Source organism: Arenibacter hampyeongensis (assembly GCF_002909255.1).
Classification (GTDB): domain Bacteria; phylum Bacteroidota; class Bacteroidia; order Flavobacteriales; family Flavobacteriaceae; genus Arenibacter; species Arenibacter hampyeongensis.
On sequence record NZ_PIOB01000003.1, the window covers coordinates 269,148 to 285,711 of the forward strand.

At 39.0% G+C, this 16,564-nt stretch carries 12 protein-coding genes; 4 read left to right on the forward strand and 8 right to left on the reverse strand.

Annotated features, from left to right (window positions below):
• Window positions 1-174: 174 nt before the first annotated feature.
• Entirely contained in the window at window positions 175-2,862 is a 2,688-nt protein-coding gene (locus tag CWD91_RS09535; protein WP_103440754.1) for a carboxypeptidase-like regulatory domain-containing protein, read from the reverse strand.
• A 52-nt stretch (window positions 2,863-2,914) separates the two neighbouring features.
• Window positions 2,915-3,754, reverse strand: coding sequence for a GLPGLI family protein (locus CWD91_RS09540; protein ID WP_103440755.1), 840 nt, complete (start codon window positions 3,752-3,754; stop codon window positions 2,915-2,917).
• A gap of 199 nt (window positions 3,755-3,953) precedes the next feature.
• On the opposite strand from CWD91_RS09540, the gene CWD91_RS09545 reads away from it, so the two are divergent.
• Window positions 3,954-4,568 (forward strand): deoxynucleoside kinase, encoded by a 615-nt coding sequence (locus CWD91_RS09545; RefSeq protein WP_103440756.1) that lies wholly within the window; start codon window positions 3,954-3,956, stop codon window positions 4,566-4,568.
• Between the two features lie 75 nt (window positions 4,569-4,643).
• On the opposite strand, the gene CWD91_RS09550 is transcribed toward CWD91_RS09545, so the two are convergent.
• From CWD91_RS09550 to CWD91_RS09575, 6 genes are all read right to left on the reverse strand, one after another.
• On the reverse strand, window positions 4,644-5,666 hold the full coding sequence (locus tag CWD91_RS09550; RefSeq protein WP_103440757.1) for an App1 family protein: 1,023 nt from the start codon (window positions 5,664-5,666) through the stop codon (window positions 4,644-4,646).
• Between the two features lie 12 nt (window positions 5,667-5,678).
• The gene (locus CWD91_RS09555) at window positions 5,679-6,929 is read right to left on the reverse strand and encodes an MgtC/SapB family protein (RefSeq protein WP_103440964.1); all 1,251 of its coding nucleotides are present in this window, start codon (window positions 6,927-6,929) and stop codon (window positions 5,679-5,681) included.
• Between the two features lie 86 nt (window positions 6,930-7,015).
• A complete protein-coding gene (locus CWD91_RS09560) occupies window positions 7,016-9,430 on the reverse strand; it encodes a sodium-translocating pyrophosphatase (RefSeq protein ID WP_103440758.1) in 2,415 nt (804 codons plus the stop codon).
• Window positions 9,431-9,544: 114 nt separating this feature from the next.
• Complete coding sequence (locus tag CWD91_RS09565) at window positions 9,545-10,075, reverse strand: inorganic diphosphatase (protein WP_103440759.1); 531 nt, start codon at window positions 10,073-10,075, stop codon at window positions 9,545-9,547.
• A gap of 69 nt (window positions 10,076-10,144) precedes the next feature.
• On the reverse strand, window positions 10,145-12,640 hold the full coding sequence (locus CWD91_RS09570) for a DUF5686 family protein (RefSeq protein WP_103440760.1): 2,496 nt from the start codon (window positions 12,638-12,640) through the stop codon (window positions 10,145-10,147).
• A 170-nt stretch (window positions 12,641-12,810) separates the two neighbouring features.
• The gene (locus CWD91_RS09575; RefSeq protein WP_103440761.1) at window positions 12,811-13,791 is read right to left on the reverse strand and encodes a pyruvate dehydrogenase complex E1 component subunit beta; all 981 of its coding nucleotides are present in this window, start codon (window positions 13,789-13,791) and stop codon (window positions 12,811-12,813) included.
• 186 nt (window positions 13,792-13,977) lie between these two features.
• On the opposite strand from CWD91_RS09575, the gene CWD91_RS09580 reads away from it, so the two are divergent.
• From CWD91_RS09580 to CWD91_RS09590, 3 genes are all read left to right on the forward strand, one after another.
• Window positions 13,978-14,724: an electron transfer flavoprotein subunit beta/FixA family protein gene (locus CWD91_RS09580; RefSeq protein ID WP_103440762.1), complete on the forward strand. Its 747-nt coding sequence runs from the start codon at window positions 13,978-13,980 to the stop codon at window positions 14,722-14,724.
• 139 nt (window positions 14,725-14,863) lie between these two features.
• Window positions 14,864-15,832 carry an electron transfer flavoprotein subunit alpha/FixB family protein gene (locus CWD91_RS09585; RefSeq protein WP_103440763.1) on the forward strand — a complete coding sequence of 323 codons (969 nt, stop codon included), beginning with the start codon at window positions 14,864-14,866 and terminating at the stop codon, window positions 15,830-15,832.
• A 90-nt stretch (window positions 15,833-15,922) separates the two neighbouring features.
• Window positions 15,923-16,552, forward strand: coding sequence for a bifunctional nuclease family protein (locus tag CWD91_RS09590; protein ID WP_103440764.1), 630 nt, complete (start codon window positions 15,923-15,925; stop codon window positions 16,550-16,552).
• Window positions 16,553-16,564: the final 12 nt, after the last annotated feature.

Here is a 16,564-nt window from a genome sequence, read left to right on the forward strand (position 1 = left end):
TAGGAACATAAACAACATAAACTGCTTTAGCATTTTGTTATGCCGAACCTATTTCAGCAATTGAGGTTGCAATCAGTCAAATCCTTCCTCGATATTTTAGGGTACAAAAGTACAAGAATTCTTGACGTATCTAAAAATGTTTAACAACTATTTTAAAATACAGGTAGATTCAACTTATAAATCATACTTAACCGTAAACAAGACATACCGTGGTTGGATAAAATAAGAAGAGGTGGTGAAATACAATTCATTGGTGCTATCCCTATTCAGCGTTGAAGTATCCAGAAGGTTGGTGCCCTTAATTCCAAATTCCCATGGACTATCCTTTTTCTGATAGGAAAGATTGCCTTCCAAAAAGCTATAGGTGTTATCAATGGTATTTTCCTTGTCCCTGTAATTATAGTAATCATAATCCAAGGTAAATATGAAGCTTTTTAGAAAGGAGGCATCAAACTTGGCGAAAGGGCTGCTGGTATAATAAGTTGTAGCACGTCCCCCGTTGTCATAATTATTTACAGAATACCTATAACCCAACTCCAAGTTAGGGGCATTTCTAAAATTGGTTGCTAAGGAAGACGTATAATTTTGAGTAAAGGATTCCGATTTTCTTGGCTCCAGGTCCACAATATTATTAGTGGTAGACCATGAAACATTTGCCCCCACTGAAGCCTTTATTTTACCAAAAGTCCGTTGGTACCTACCATTGGCACTTAAGGATTCGTCCTCCAAGTTAGAGTTGATAGTAGTGCCAATCCTATTTATTCCAATAATTTCCGAGGAACTTTTAAGGGCATCTATCCGCTTCGTATAAGTAACATTACCGAAAATATTGGTAAAATTAAACATATTGAAACTAAAGAAATTCAAGGATAAATTATGGTTTAAGGCACTTTCCAACTCCCTATTTCCAGAATAAACTGAATTATAGTTATTGAGAACATATGCTTCGGCGAAATTATTAATATCCGTAAAAGATCTTGAAACCTTATAATTAAATCGAATGTTTTCTGACTTTTTCAGTTGTGCGTTAATATATAGATCGGGCAGCAAGGCCGTTAGATTTTCCTTTACTATAGTTCCCAGCTGGGTGTTTTTAGCTCCGTATTGATGCAATGTAGCCCCTGGATTAAAAGTAAAGATTCCTGCAATTACCTTGTAATGAAAACCCAAATACAAATCCGAAATAGTATAGGTGACATCATTGTTAAATTCGGCATCCGTAAAATTCAATGATGATCCCCCATCCAAAATTTGAAAAATATTTGAATCGAAACTTTGACGACTCTGTGTGGTCCCCAGGGTAAAGTTTAAATTACTTTTCATACCAGTAACCCAATAGTAGTCTACCTTGGCGTCCACCTTGTTGGTAATTGTATTTTTGCCCTGGTTTAGGTCATAAACATTCTGACCCTCATCCACTGGAAATAGATCCGTAAATGCAAAATTATCCCTTATAGCATTATAAAAGGGATCTTCATCCTGATATATATGTTGGGCTTCAAAGGCAATGATGTTTTTTGCATTTAAGGAGGTATAATAAATATTGGCATTTTGACTGACCGAAATAGGCTTTTGCTTCTTAGTTTCGGTAATTTCATCTGTAATATTGGAAATGGAAAGCACATTTTCCACTTCATAATCGTCCGACTTCTTTAAAAGTACATCATAATCAAATTGCACTCTGTCATTGGGTTTATAAACGGAACTAAATTTGGCCAAACCCAAGTGGGCGGTTTGATCTGTAGCCGTAGTAGCATCTTCCGTCTCGTTGGAGGAAATGTATACTCTCCTAGTTTGGTTTTCCATCAAGGTCCCCGTATAGGAATAAATACCAAATCCACTTAAATCCCAATTTTCTTTGGGAGAGTAACTAAAGTTGACAGCGGCAAACTTGGTATTTATATTCTTGGCCCTATTGTTTTGTAGACTGGACAGTCCCAATCCATCTCCACCAATATCTATTGAACTTCCACTTGAGCTGCCCAAGTTTCTAAATCCACCGGTAAAATTCTGATAATCCCTTCTATTAAAGGGGGCTTCCCCTATATTATTAAGATCTGTAATAATGTTAATACTATAATCAGGACTGTAATAAAACAGTTTTGGATGGGCCAAATAACTATCGTTGGTACCATAGCCTGCCGTTATTTCACCAAACCAGAATCTCTTTTTTCCTTCCTTGAGTTTAATATTTAGGGCCACATTGTCCGTATCATTGGTAAGGCCCTTCATTTGGGTTACTTCATTAAAATTTCTCAACACCTCTATTTTATCCAAGGCATTGGCCGGAATATTCTCTGCGGCCAACTTGGAATCCCCGTCAAAAAAATCTTTGCCCTCTACCATTACCTTGGTAACTCTTTTACCTTCCACCTCTATTTGCCCATCATCATTTATTTCCACCCCGGGCAAATTGGCCAGTACATCCTTGAGCTTCTTTTCTGTACCGGTCACAAAAGAATCCGTGTCGTACACTATGGTATCCCCCTTGACCGAAATAGGCATCTCATAAGTTACCTCAACTTCATCCAGTTGATTGGTTTGTTCATGAAGAACAATATCCTTATTAACATCGTTGGTAGGTGCCGTAAAAGAGAATTCCTCCGTCTTAAAACCCAAATAACTAACGCGAACATTAAAATTTGCGCCCGATTTTAAATTTAATTTGTACAGTCCACTATGATTTGTAATCCCATAGGATTCCAGCGCCTTGGTTTCCGTATTTATGGCAATTACATTAGCCATATCGATTCCCACTCCAATGGAATCCTTAACTGTTCCCGTGAGGGTAATTTCTTGGCCAAAAGCTACCGATAGAGCGAAAAAAGCTGCTAGTACCGAATAAAAATTCTTATTGTACATCTATAATAAATTAAAATACAAATATGATTGTTTATGAAAAATGTCCCTGGGTTTATTGAGGCCTTCCGCCACCACCTCTGTTACCTCCTCCTCGACGGAAATTCTGTCTCATCTCCGCCATCTTTTCCTTGGAAATTTTATCATATTCTTCTTGGGTCACCGTCTTGCCTTTGCTCGGAGCCTTTATCTCTTTCCTCTCCGTAGGATTAAGCACTAATTTTGTACAAAGTATAACCGTAATATCATCCTTTACTTCCAAAATAAGGCCCGGAAGTCCCCAATACTCGCCAGGACCTTGATTCACAGGAACATCTGGAGTATACCAAGCTATAAGCTCTATTTCCTTTTCTGTAAATTCCTCCTCCTTATTTTCATCATTCTCACCTCCCCTACGAAAAATTGCCCGCATATTGGGTCTTTTTATCGTTTTGGTTGCAGTGGCCTTAAAGGCAGTATAATTTCCAATCTGTTTAGACTCTCCACCCAGTTTCCATTCCAATTTTGGCAACTGATCATCGACCAGAAAAATCTTTCCAAAAAGTTCATTTTTAACTAAATACCTACCTTCTTTCACATCTTTGTAATAATCGCCACCAGCTCCCGACATCATTCCAAATCGCCCACCACCTCTTTCGTTGCCAGGCTGTTCCAATCTTTCTTCTTCCTTATAGATAGATGCGGATTTGTCAAAGGTTAAAATATAGGTCCTCTCATTGGCTTCCTTCATCCTTTGCATAATTTCCTTCTTGCGATCCTCCGGAATTTGCCTTCCGCCAAAATCCATATTCACGGTGGTTTTACTGAAATATGTGGCTTCGCCCTGAAAATCTTGGGCATAAATTCCAACGTGGGACGCAAATAGCATCAAAGAGAAAAAACAGAAACTTTTCATTATTTTACATTTTATATCAAGAATAAGACTACAATTATATGTTTTGGTTTAATCCGAAAACCGATAAAAAAAATAATTATGCCTTCCTATAAGTTTTTTATCGGATAATCTACCAAAGATTTTAACATGCACACGATATCTTGTATATTGTACCACTTAATTGGAAGGGAGCACAACACTAACCATAATTACATAATCTATGCATATCGCCGTTGCAGGAAATATTGGGGCTGGCAAAACCACCTTAACAAGATTACTATCCAAACACTACCAATGGGAGGCTCAATTTGAAGATGTGGTTGACAATCCTTATCTGGACGACTTTTACAATCAAATGGAAAGATGGAGCTTTAATCTCCAGATTTACTTTTTAAATAATAGATATCGACAAATATTACAAATTAGAAAAGGTGGCAAGGACACTATTCAGGATCGTACCATCTACGAAGATGCACATATTTTTGCCCCAAACCTTCATGCAATGGGTTTAATGACGAATAGGGACTTCAACAATTACACTAGTCTTTTTGAATTGATGGAAACATTGGTGCAGCCACCTGATCTGTTGATTTATCTAAGAAGTTCCATTCCAAATTTGGTGAATCAAATTCACAAACGTGGACGTGAATATGAGAATAGTATTTCTATAGACTATTTAAGTAGATTGAACGAGCGGTATGAGGCCTGGGCCCAGAGTTACGGCAAGGGCAATCTCCTGGTTATTGATGTGGATAAACTTAACTTTGTGGACGAACCCGAAGATTTAGGACTGGTAATAAATAAAATAGACGCCGAGATCAATGGCTTGTTTTAAGCCTAAACAGCTTTATACTTTATTGGAAATTAAATAGTCTTATAATATTGAATTAAGTACTTTATAGAAATAGGCCTATTTCTTCACAATCAATCCATTTGCCTTGGCATGTTTTATGGCTTGGTCACTATCCTCAACCAAAAGTACGGGTATAACCTTATATTCCTTAAACAAACCCCTTATCCTCAACATTTTCCTCCTATGCCTAACACTGCGTAAATAAATGGCTTTGATTCTATCGGGAAACATTCCTGCAATTTCCAAATAGATATCAGCATCCTTCTCCCCACTATCGCCAATAAGCACAAAGGAAAGTGCTGGATAGGTTTTAAGTATATTTAAAATTTCGTTTATTTTATGTGGACGATCGTCCGGCCCCTTTAGCTTGCTTCTTTTGAAAAATGCGCTAAGGCTCCTTAATAATATGGGCCCTTTTGGAAAGTTATTATTCCTTAAAAAAAACTCCAGATATAGATACAAATTCCATGGACTGTTACTTACATAAAAAATAGGGTTCGATTTTTCTCCTGAAGTCCCTCTATGGAGCAGGTGATAAAACTCTGGCGCTCCTACCAAGGGAATCCTTCTTTCAGGGGTTTTTAGGATAGTGTTATACAACACCCGCCATTTCAACAAGGACACCATACCGGTTTGAAGAATAGTATCGTCGATATCACTAATAACCCCAAAATCTGATTCCGGAGAAGGAATCAACATTTCACCAGGAAATCGGTTTTCAAGTTGAATACTTCTCTTTAAGATTTTATTGGCATAGGATACTTCAAACGCCAACCACCCCTCTTCATTACACATAGATTGCAGATCGGTTTTTCCTAAGGCCAGTAAAAAATAGCCTTCCGTATCAGTATGGAAGTCATGAATATCACCATTGGGCAACTTCAATTTTAAAGCGCAATTCCCAATAACATCTGTCTCGAAGCGTTTCCAAGAATTGATTATAAGGTGAATGAAATTCTTTTTTGATAGATCTATATTTTCATCCTCAAGGGCACGCCCCTTAATGTATAATTGCGTGTTGGAGCCATAGGTTTGGAAAACAATAATCTGTAAGGGGTCCCGCCTTCTAAATAATCCCATAGCAAACAAATTCTATGGCCATAGCCAAATTAAAAATATCCCGGCTGTAATGGCTATTCCAAAAGAAATTGCAATCCATCTCCCTAACTGTTTACTTCCCAACACCCCTGCCATTACCCCTTTAAAAGCCAAATTGGACATTGAGGCCAGTAGGATAAGCCTCCAGCCTGTATTTGCATTCAATGATTCGGTTTTAACAAGTTGTGACAAGGAAAGGGTAATGGCATCCACATCCGTTAATCCACTAATGATCGCCACTAGATATAAGGCTTCGTTGCCCAATTCTTCCTTGGCAAAAGCAACCGCCAACAAAATAGCCCCATATAGCAACCCAAATATCAAAGCACTTTTAAACTGGGCAGGGTTATCGGGCTCCGGCATCCTATCATTTGAAGAGTCCTTATTTATACTGTAAAACATGCCCACACAAATTAGTGCCATGACCACAAATTCGATTATTAAAGGCAATAGCATTTCCGGAATTTTCTCAGGTACCACCACACTCACTTCTATCATTACCCTAGCCAAGGCAATTGCCGACGCCGTTGTAATTACAAAGGCCGCCATTTTGCTTATGGACACGGTATCTGTAGTTTTTCGGGCATAACTTACCGTAGTTGCAGTACTGCTGATCAAACCGCCCAAAACACCATTGGAAATAATTCCAACTTTCTTCCCTACGAACTTATAAATAAAATACCCTAAGACACTCAGCCCTACTATAAGGGTTATCATTAACCATATGTTCTGTGGATTTAGCACCTCGTACGGCCCATATGTTTTATTCGGAAGAATGGGCAACACAACCAATGAGATTCCAGCAAAGGTCATTATGGCAGCAAGATCCTTTTCCTGTAGTTTATCTATAAATCCATGCAGTCTTTCCTTAACATAAAGAAGAACTGCCATGGAAGTACCTATAATTACACCCAATACCCTGTCGCCCATTACCAAATAAGCCCCTATAGCAAACATCATCAAGGCGGCCACCTCCGTAGTCTGTCCAATGTCCGGGTTGGTAAATGCCTTTACTTTAATTAAATTGGCGGCTACCAAAAGGCTGGTAATGGCTATGCCAAGAACTGGCAAAATAAAGGGGTTTTGATAATCCCTACTTATGAATCCGGCCAATACGCCCAAAACCGCAATTAGGGTAAAAGTTCTTACCCCCGCCATTTCGCTATGGGCTTTTTGACGCTGCAGACCTACCAACAATCCCAATCCAAAAGCAATGCCCAAAGTAGTTAAATCGTGATAATCCATATACATTAATAAGTTAACAACTCAAAAAAGTAAAAACCCCGTTAAACGGGGTTTTTAAGATAATACCAAAAAATAAATTATACAACTTACTTATTAATCTCCACCTTTTCAATTACTACTTTTCTATCATTATTATCTGATTTTACAGTAGTATTTTCAAAAGCTTCCAATTGGGCCTTTACTTCTTCAGCTGTTCCTTTAAATGTTTTCTCTTCTTTTGTTGTCTCACCATTAACAGTTGTTGAATAGGTAATAACGGCTTGAGCCAACTCAGGAGCATTCACAGTCATTTCAATTTGCACTTCCTGCTCTGCCACTCCTGTCTCAGCGTGACCTCCCAATATAGGGGCAATTACCAATCCAATTAAACAGGTAAGTTTAATAAGTATGTTCATTGATGGACCAGAAGTATCCTTAAATGGATCACCAACCGTATCTCCAGTTACCGCTGCTTTGTGGGCATCCGATCCCTTATAGGTCATTTCTCCATTAATTTCTACACCCGCTTCAAAAGATTTCTTGGCGTTATCCCAAGCACCACCTGCGTTATTTTGAAAAATAGCCCAAAGCACACCTGAAACCGTAACCCCTGCCATATAACCGCCAAGCATTTCGGCAATTAACTGATTGTCGCTACCATAGACCAATTTCCCCAAAAGTACAATTGCAATAGGGAAGCCAATGGTCAGAATTCCCGGCAACATCATTTCACGAAGTGCAGCCTTGGTTGAAATATCGACACATTTTGCATAATCTGGTTTCCCAGTACCTTCCATAATTCCTGGAATTTCCTTGAATTGTCTACGCACTTCGTATACCATATCCATAGCCGCTTTACCCACTGAATTCATGGCCAATGCGGAAAAAACTACAGGAATCATACCTCCTACGAACAACATGGCCAGAACTGGCGCCTTAAAAATGTTAATTCCGTCGATACCCGTAAAGGTAACATAGGCTGCAAATAATGCTAACGAAGTCAAGGCTGCAGAGGCAATGGCAAATCCTTTTCCTGTTGCTGCCGTGGTGTTCCCAACGGAATCCAATATATCTGTACGTTCCCTTACAATAGGGTCTTGCTCACTCATTTCTGCAATACCGCCGGCATTATCAGAGATTGGCCCAAACGCATCAATGGCCAATTGCATGGCGGTAGTAGCCATCATTGCAGAAGCGGCCAATGCCACCCCATAAAAACCTGCAAAGGCATAGGAAGACCAAATTGCTGCTGCGAAAATTAGAACCGTTGGAAATGTAGAAATCATCCCCGTTGCCAAACCGGCAATAACATTGGTTCCTGCACCAGTACTTGATTTTTGCACGATTGCCATAACTGGCTTTGTACCCAAACCTGTATAATATTCAGTAACCGAGGAAATAACCCCACCTACAACCAAGCCAATAACGGTTGCATAAAATACCCTTATTGAAGAAATATCTTTTAAACCTTCACCAAAAAACTCCATTTGCATGGTTTCCGGCAACATGTATTTTACCAACACAAAGCAGGCAATCAATGTTAAACCTATAGATACCCAGTTTCCGATATTCAGAGCACCCTGCACCTCTTTTTCCTTGGCTTCGTTATTTTTTATTTTAACCAACATTGTACCAATAATGGAAAAAATAATTCCAAAACCAGCAATGGCCATAGGCAACAAAATTGGTCCAATACCACCAAAAGCATCTTGTATGGCTCCACCCATATCTTTAATAACATAATTACCAAGTACCATAGCCGCCAAAACAGTAGCTACGTACGAACCAAATAAATCCGCACCCATACCTGCAACATCCCCAACATTGTCCCCAACGTTATCGGCAATAGTGGCCGGGTTACGCGGGTCATCCTCAGGAATACCTGCCTCAACCTTGCCAACCAAATCCGCGCCAACATCAGCCGCCTTGGTATAGATACCTCCACCAACTCTTGCAAACAAGGCTATGGATTCAGCGCCTAGGGAAAAGCCGGCCAAAGTTTCAAGGACAATAGTCATGTCCTCTGTAGAGGTCCAGGTACCGTTCATAAAGAATTGGAATAATAGTATAAAAGCGGTGGTTAAACCCAAAACGGCCAAACCTGCAACTCCAAGTCCCATTACAGTTCCACCACCGAAAGACACTTTTAATGCCTGGGGCAAACTTGTACGTGCCGCCTGTGTTGTCCTAACATTTGTTTTTGTAGCTATTTTCATCCCCATATTACCTGCCAATGCAGAAAAGAAAGCACCAAAAATAAAAGCTACTACAATTAGAATATGGGTAGTTGGTACTATAAAAGAAATTGCAGCCAATGCAACACTGGCCCCTATAACGAAGATGGTCAATAATTTGTATTCTGCTTTAAGAAATGCCAAGGCCCCTTCATAGATATAATCTGAAATTTCTTTCATTTTTCCGTCCCCAGCATTTTGTTTTAATACCCAAGACCTTTTTACCGCCATAAAAGCAAGACCTACCAATGCCATAATTATTGGCAAGTAAATAATTATTGATTCCATTTGTTTGATTATTTGTTATATAATTTGAGGGGCAAAAGTAGTAAAATATGGTAGAATAAAAAAAGCAATATTACTTCCATAATATTGCTTTTTAACTTTTTAAAAAATTAAGGATTAATACTTTATACTTACATCTTGTTTTGGCACATCGCTATCCTTAAACCTTTGGATACATTTTGCTACAATTTCCATAGCCTCTTGTCGCTCGCCCCATCCGCCTACATCAACTTTTTTCTTTTCCAAATCCTTATAAACCTTAAAGAAATGTTCTATTTCCTTTATTAAATGCGGATTTAGTTCGTTTAGATCATTGATTTTGTTCCAGACTGGATCAGATACCGGTACACAAATTACCTTTTCATCCGGTCCTTTTTCATCGGTCATATGAAAGACACCAATAGGCTTAACTTCCATAACACATCCAGGGAATGTTGCTTCCGTCACCAACACAAGCACATCCAATGGATCCCCATCCAGGGCCAGGGTTTCCGGTACAAAGCCATAGTCCGCAGGATACATCATGGACGAAAAAATCATCCTATCGTATCTTATCTTCTTTAAGGCAAAATCGTATTCATACTTATTTCTACTACCTTTTGGTATTTCGATCAATACATCGAACGACGTAATATCTTCATTGCTCATATGGTTATCTTTAATCTTATAATTTTCTAAAATAACAAATTAATATCAGGTAGCGGTCAAATAAGTATATTAGAAATGAAATCCGAAGGACCCGGTAACCCCAAAAGACCTTGCCCCAGGGTTTTCCAAGTAATTTCCCCTAAAGTTAAAATCTATCCTTAAAATCTTCAATATATTGCCGACCCCAACGGAATACTCCCAGTATATCTTATCATTTGGTGCTAACAACGGTATGTTTGCCGGGGCACTCAGGGCCTTATTTTCGTCTGAAAGTTCGCCCCAAACACCTCTTAGTCCAACGATCTCCCTTAAATTCCAATTTCTCATAAAGGGAATCCGAGAGAGAAACCTACCGTTAAAATTGTGTTCCAAATGGGCCGATACGTAGGTATCTGTTACAAATTCGTAAAAATCCAGATTGGAAAAGGTATTGTACACCGAGAAAAAGGTTTGGTTTCCAGGAATGGCATTTAGCAATCCCAATGGTACCTCTCCATAAGTCTTACCAATCTCCACCGTACTGAGCAACCTTCCCAGACCTCCAACCTGCCACGGCTGGGTGTAGCTAAATTGAACCTTTTTAAAATCGAAATCACTATCCATGAAATTTTTAATTCCATTGGTATAGGACAAAAACAAGGTACTGTAATTGTCATTTACATCCCTTCTTTCCACCCCATTGCCTATAGTCCTCTTTCCCGGAGTGTATATAAGAACGGTAGAAAGATCAAATTGATTTATTTCAGAGGAAATACCTGTAGGCGATGAAGGATCTATATAATCCAGATTAAAAGCATTTGGCAAGGCTGAACCAAGTGTCCTGAATGACCCTCCTACACCAATCCTAAAATTGCGGACTGGCTCCAACTCCAAGTTAAACGTGCTAAGATCTATATTGGTAAGCCTATCATTGGAACCCACTGTAAACACAGAGGAAGATGCAATACTTCTTCCCAGAACATCATTGGTGGACGTTAAACTAATCCCAAGTTGCTCTATATCCCTCCGTTTGCCACCCGATATGATAAACCTGGATTTCTTATCTACTAACCATTTCCCGGAAATTCCATACTTAAATTTATCGTCCCCAAAACCATAGGCAACGTATCCCTGAAGCCTCCATGGATCATTTTGTCCAAAATAGGTCCTTGCCCCTGCCCTAAGACGTACTCCTTCTGCTTCATTGTAACCAAAAACACTATATACATCCCCCAGATCTAAATTCCATTTATCGATCTCCACATAACCTGAACCCAGTATGCTCACAATATTATAATAGCTTTTAAATTTGGGAACTGTTTTTAAGGTATCCAACAATTTATAGATCCCTTTTTCATCGGCATTTAAGGACTCCAACCTATTGGATGCCCAAAAGTCATCTTCCTTGTTCAGAACCAGAGGGTCGAAAGGATCTGTCTTGGCCCTGTAAAAGTCATTGGGTTTGGGCTGATCAAATTTATAGTCCCCGTAAACAGTAGTTCTTTTACCATATACCCCCCTTGAATTTTCTTTTTTATTAAAGCTGAAATCGGACAACATATAATCCCTGGTCAAAAGAAAAACGGAATCGTTGACCACATCAAACTCTTGTTCAATGTAGATCTCCTTTACCCAGTTAATATTGGCACTTTTGGTCACGGCCAAATTTATATTCTTCACCGCATAGGTAGTATCATTTACCCAAAAATTCCCTTTAAATGTCAATTCGTTCTTTCTTCGAGGGTAGTAGATAATATTATAGCACCATTTATTATCTACATAGGCACTATCGGCCAAGACATAATTATAGGTGTCCACCCCTGTTTTGGACAAGGGACTGGTAAAACTTTTATCGAAAAATTTTAAGTAATTATTATAGATATCGTAATCTGAATACAAATCGGCTATAAATGCAATTATTGCCTGATTATTGTTAAAGCCAGAATTCTTGCTACCAAGAACATCTTCTTTGACCACTCCCGTTTCATTGTTGCCATATACCTTCGCAAAGGTTTCGTTCAAAAAAATTGGCAAGTAGGTCTTCCCCGTTATTCTGGACGTATCCAAATCATTAAACACAAATTCCAATCCCCTAAAAACCCTGCTTTTCATAAGGGCACTATCTATAGTATTTAGGTCGAATTGTACCTTTTCGTATTTATCAAACTGATATTGTTTGAACATATGAACCCCATTTTTACGTTTTTTGGCCCATATTTTTTTAAGGATATCTATAGCTGGATTATTTTTCTTGTCCGTTTTCCCAACATATACCACCACCTCGTCCAACTGTTCACTAGACTCCACCAATACAATATTCATATTATATGTGACTTTGGAGGAAAGCGTAATTTCCTTGGTTTCATAACCAATAAAAGACACTAATAAGGTAGCATAGGTATTATCGGATTCCATATAAAACCTACCATTATCATTGGTAATGGTCCCTTCGGAAGAATCTTTGAACAAAACGTTGGCAAATGAAACAGGCTCACCGGACTCGTCCAACACTATACCACCAACCTTGGTCTGGGACAACGAGAATTGAGCGATAAACAAAAAAAGGATTAAGAGGATTCTTGTCATTTTCTTAGATAAAAGGACTTATGTAAATATTGCATCATTCCTTTAAAATTGGGAATCAAACCTATAGACGCAACCTTAAGGCGATACTTACCCAAATAAATCAATTTATAATATAAAAGCTTCGTCAACCCTAAGTCAACGAAGCCAATACAATCTTTTTATGATATAAATTATAATTTGTACAATACTTTCTTAACCGCTTTCACAACATCTTCATGGTTAGGCAACCATTCCGCCAATAGTACTGGGGAATATGGTGCTGGAGTATCTGCAGTGTTGATCCTTACAATTGGCGCATCCAAGTAATCAAATGCATTCGCCTGCACATGATACGTTATTTCAGTGGAAACATTGCCAAAAGGCCAAGCTTCCTCCAATATAACCAATCTATTGGTTTTCTTAACTGATTTTAGAATCGCCTCATAGTCCAATGGCTTAACAGTACGCAAATCAATAATTTCTACACTAATATTCTCCTTGGCCAATTCCTCGGCGGCCTTATCCGCTTCTTTAATTATTTTACCAAATGAAACGATAGTAACATCTGTACCTTCCCTCCTTATATCGGCCACACCCAATGGGATGGTAAACTCACCTTCAGGAACTTCCCCCTTATCTCCATACATCTGTTCCGATTCCATAAATATCACGGGGTCATTATCGCGAATTGCAGATTTCAATAATCCTTTGGCATCTTTTGGATTTGAAGGAACCACCACCTTTAGTCCAGGACAGTTGGCATACCAACTTTCAAAGGCTTGTGAATGTGTCGCTGCCAATTGGCCAGCAGAGGCGGTTGGACCACGAAAAACAATGGGACAATTAAATTGCCCACCCGACATTTGTCTGATCTTAGCGGCGTTATTGATGATTTGATCTATCCCGACCAAAGCAAAATTAAAGGTCATAAACTCTATAATTGGTCTATTGCCAATCATAGCTGAACCCACACCTATACCAGAAAAACCAAGCTCGGATATTGGAGTATCTATCACCCTTTCCGGACCAAATTCCTCCAACATTCCCTTTGAAGCTTTATATGCTCCGTTATATTCAGCAACTTCCTCCCCCATTAAATAAATGGTCTCGTCCTTTCTCATCTCCTCGGACATTGCTTCTTGTATAGCCTCCCTAAACTGTAGTGTTTTCATCTGTAAAATGGAATCTTTATGTTAAAATGCTAAAAGTGCAAGCAAAAGTAGGAAATAATATATCAAATCTAAGATGTTAATAATTAAAAATACGTCAAAAATATACTATGCATGCATAGTATATTAAAAAATTATTCAGTATATTAGCCACCATTTCTTATTTAAAGGTCAACAAAATATTAATATATGAAAATTTTAGTATGTCTAAGTAATGTCCCCGACACTACATCCAAAATAAACTTCACTGACGGAGACACAAAATTTGATACCAATGGGGTCCAATTTGTAATTAATCCGAACGATGAATTTGGTCTTACCCGCGCCATGTGGTTCAAGGAAAAACAAGGTGCTACAGTCCACGTGGCAACTGTTGGCGAGGCCAGCACAGAACCAACCATCAGAAAAGCCCTAGCCATTGGTGCTGACGAAGCCATACGGGTAAACGCAATTCCGACGGATGGATATTTTGTAGCCGAGCAGTTGGCGGAAATAGTAAAAAATGGAGAATACGACCTAGTTATTGCAGGGCGTGAATCTATTGATTTCAATGGCGGAATGGTCCCTGGAATCTTAGCTTCTTTGTCTGGAATGAATTTCGTAAACACCTGCATAAGTTTGGAAATAGAAGGCAACAATGCAACCGCCATAAGGGAAATCGATGGTGGAAAAGAAAAAATATCCACAACATTACCTTTGGTAATTGGCGGGCAAAAAGGTTTGGTTGCCGAAAGTGACCTAAGAATTCCGAACATGAGAGGAATTATGATGGCACGTCAAAAGAAATTAAATGTCGTTGAACCTATTTCAGCAAGCAAAGCGACGGATGATGTTAAATTTGAAAAACCTGCACCTAAGGGTCAGGTTAAATTGGTGGACGCCGACAATATAGACGAATTGATCAATTTATTGCACAATGAAGCGAAGGTGATTTAATATTAAGTCCCTATAAATACATTCGTACTGAAGAAATAGTAACCAATAAAACATTTTTTTTGGTTTAAAGGAAAATAATTAATGTGCCTTTTAACAGCACATCTTTACCATTTGACACTCAAATAAAACTTAAAAATATATGTCAGTTTTAGTATATACAGAATCCGAAAACGGAAAATTCAAAAAGAATGCCCATGAGGCTGCCTCCTACGCTTATGAGGTAGCAAAGCAAATGGGAACTACAGCTACGGCCATTTCCATTAATGCCAATGAAGCGGAAAGCTTGGCGGATTATGGGGTTTCCAAGGTCTTGAACGTCTCCAATGAACGTTTAAAAACATTTAACGCCAAAGCTTTTGCCAACGTCATAGGGCAGGCTGCCCAAAAAGAAAACGCCAAGATCATTATTCTTAGTTCCAGTGCGGACACTAAATTTTTAGCGCCAATTTTAACCGCGCAATTAAAGGCTGGCTATGTCCCAAATGTTGTTTCTGCCCCTGAAAGCACCAGTCCTTTCAAGGTTAAGAGAACGGTTTTCAGCAACAAGGGTTTCGCTTTTACTGAGATTAGTTCAGAAATCAAAATAATTGGTGTATCTAACAATGCCTTTGGAAGTATAGAAAATAAGACTACTGCAACAGTTGAGAGTTTTGACCCCAGCCTAGCGGATGATTTGTTTACCACTAAGTCCATAGAAATTGACAAAGTGGTTGGAAAGGCCACTATTGCCGATGCCGACATTGTGGTTTCTGGGGGACGAGGACTAAAAGGTCCCGAAAACTGGGGAATGATCGAAGAATTGGCAGAAGTACTGGGTGCGGCAACGGCATGTTCCAAACCAGTATCGGACCTTGGATGGAGACCTCATGGCGAGCATGTTGGACAAACAGGAAAACCGGTTGCCAGCAATTTATACATCGCCATTGGTATTTCAGGAGCAATTCAGCATTTGGCCGGTGTTAGCTCCTCCAAAGTAAAAGTCGTCATTAATACAGACCCGGAAGCCCCATTTTTTAAAGCCGCCGACTACGGTATTGTAGGTGATGCTTTTGAAGTTGTTCCTAAGCTTATCGAAAAATTAAAGGAATTTAAGGCACAAAACGCTTAATTTTTGTTAAATTGTGCCCCTCAAAGGGCTGCTCAAATTTACTTGGTCCGTCCAGTATTTTGAACAGCCTTTTTTAGTTGATAAATTTCTATGAGCTTAGTTAGATTAAAAATAAAAGGGATATCCTATAGCCAAACGCAAAATGGCGCCTATGCCCTTATATTGAATGAAGTTGATGGCGACCGTAAACTACCTATCGTCATTGGTGCCTTTGAGGCCCAATCCATAGCCATTGCCCTAGAGAAGGAAATTAAGCCTCCTAGACCGCTGACCCATGATCTTTTTAAAAATTTTGCCGACCGTTTTGATATTGTTATCAAACAGGTTATCATCCACAAATTGGTCGACGGAGTTTTCTATTCCAGTATTATTTGTGAACGTGACAAAATAGAGGAAATCATAGATGCCAGGACCAGTGATGCCATAGCCTTGGCATTAAGGTTCAATGCTCCTATTTTTACTTATAAGACCATTTTGGACAAAGCCGGTATATTCCTAAAATTTTCTTCCAAAGAGAAGGATAAGGAAGATTCCGACGACAGCATTATGGTCGATGAAATTCTTCAGGAAGGGGAAACCGTAGAGATAAATCCAGGGGCTTCAGAAGGATACAAAGAACTTAGTATAGAGGAGTTGTATGCAGAGCTGGACAAGGCCGTTGCCAGTGAAGATTATGAAAAAGCAGCTAAACTTAGGGACGAAATCTCCAAACGCAAATAAATTACCTCTAAT

Bases quoted from the DNA above. Each gene is read 5' to 3' on its own strand.
- CWD91_RS09560 (WP_103440758.1), bottom strand. From the start codon at position 9,430: ATGGAATCAATAATTATTTACTTGCCAATAATTATGGCATTGGTAGGT.
- CWD91_RS09540 (WP_103440755.1), bottom strand. From the start codon at position 3,754: ATGAAAAGTTTCTGTTTTTTCTCTTTGATGCTATTTGCGTCCCACGTT.
- CWD91_RS09570 (WP_103440760.1), bottom strand. From the start codon at position 12,640: ATGACAAGAATCCTCTTAATCCTTTTTTTGTTTATCGCTCAATTCTCG.
- CWD91_RS09585 (WP_103440763.1), top strand. From the start codon at position 14,864: ATGTCAGTTTTAGTATATACAGAATCCGAAAACGGAAAATTCAAAAAG.
- CWD91_RS09550 (WP_103440757.1), bottom strand. From the start codon at position 5,666: ATGGGATTATTTAGAAGGCGGGACCCCTTACAGATTATTGTTTTCCAA.
- CWD91_RS09580 (WP_103440762.1), top strand. From the start codon at position 13,978: ATGAAAATTTTAGTATGTCTAAGTAATGTCCCCGACACTACATCCAAA.
- CWD91_RS09535 (WP_103440754.1), bottom strand. From the start codon at position 2,862: ATGTACAATAAGAATTTTTATTCGGTACTAGCAGCTTTTTTCGCTCTA.
- CWD91_RS09565 (WP_103440759.1), bottom strand. From the start codon at position 10,075: ATGAGCAATGAAGATATTACGTCGTTCGATGTATTGATCGAAATACCA.
- CWD91_RS09555 (WP_103440964.1), bottom strand. From the start codon at position 6,929: ATGGATTATCACGATTTAACTACTTTGGGCATTGCTTTTGGATTGGGA.
- CWD91_RS09590 (WP_103440764.1), top strand. From the start codon at position 15,923: ATGAGCTTAGTTAGATTAAAAATAAAAGGGATATCCTATAGCCAAACG.
- CWD91_RS09545 (WP_103440756.1), top strand. From the start codon at position 3,954: ATGCATATCGCCGTTGCAGGAAATATTGGGGCTGGCAAAACCACCTTA.
- CWD91_RS09575 (WP_103440761.1), bottom strand. From the start codon at position 13,791: ATGAAAACACTACAGTTTAGGGAGGCTATACAAGAAGCAATGTCCGAG.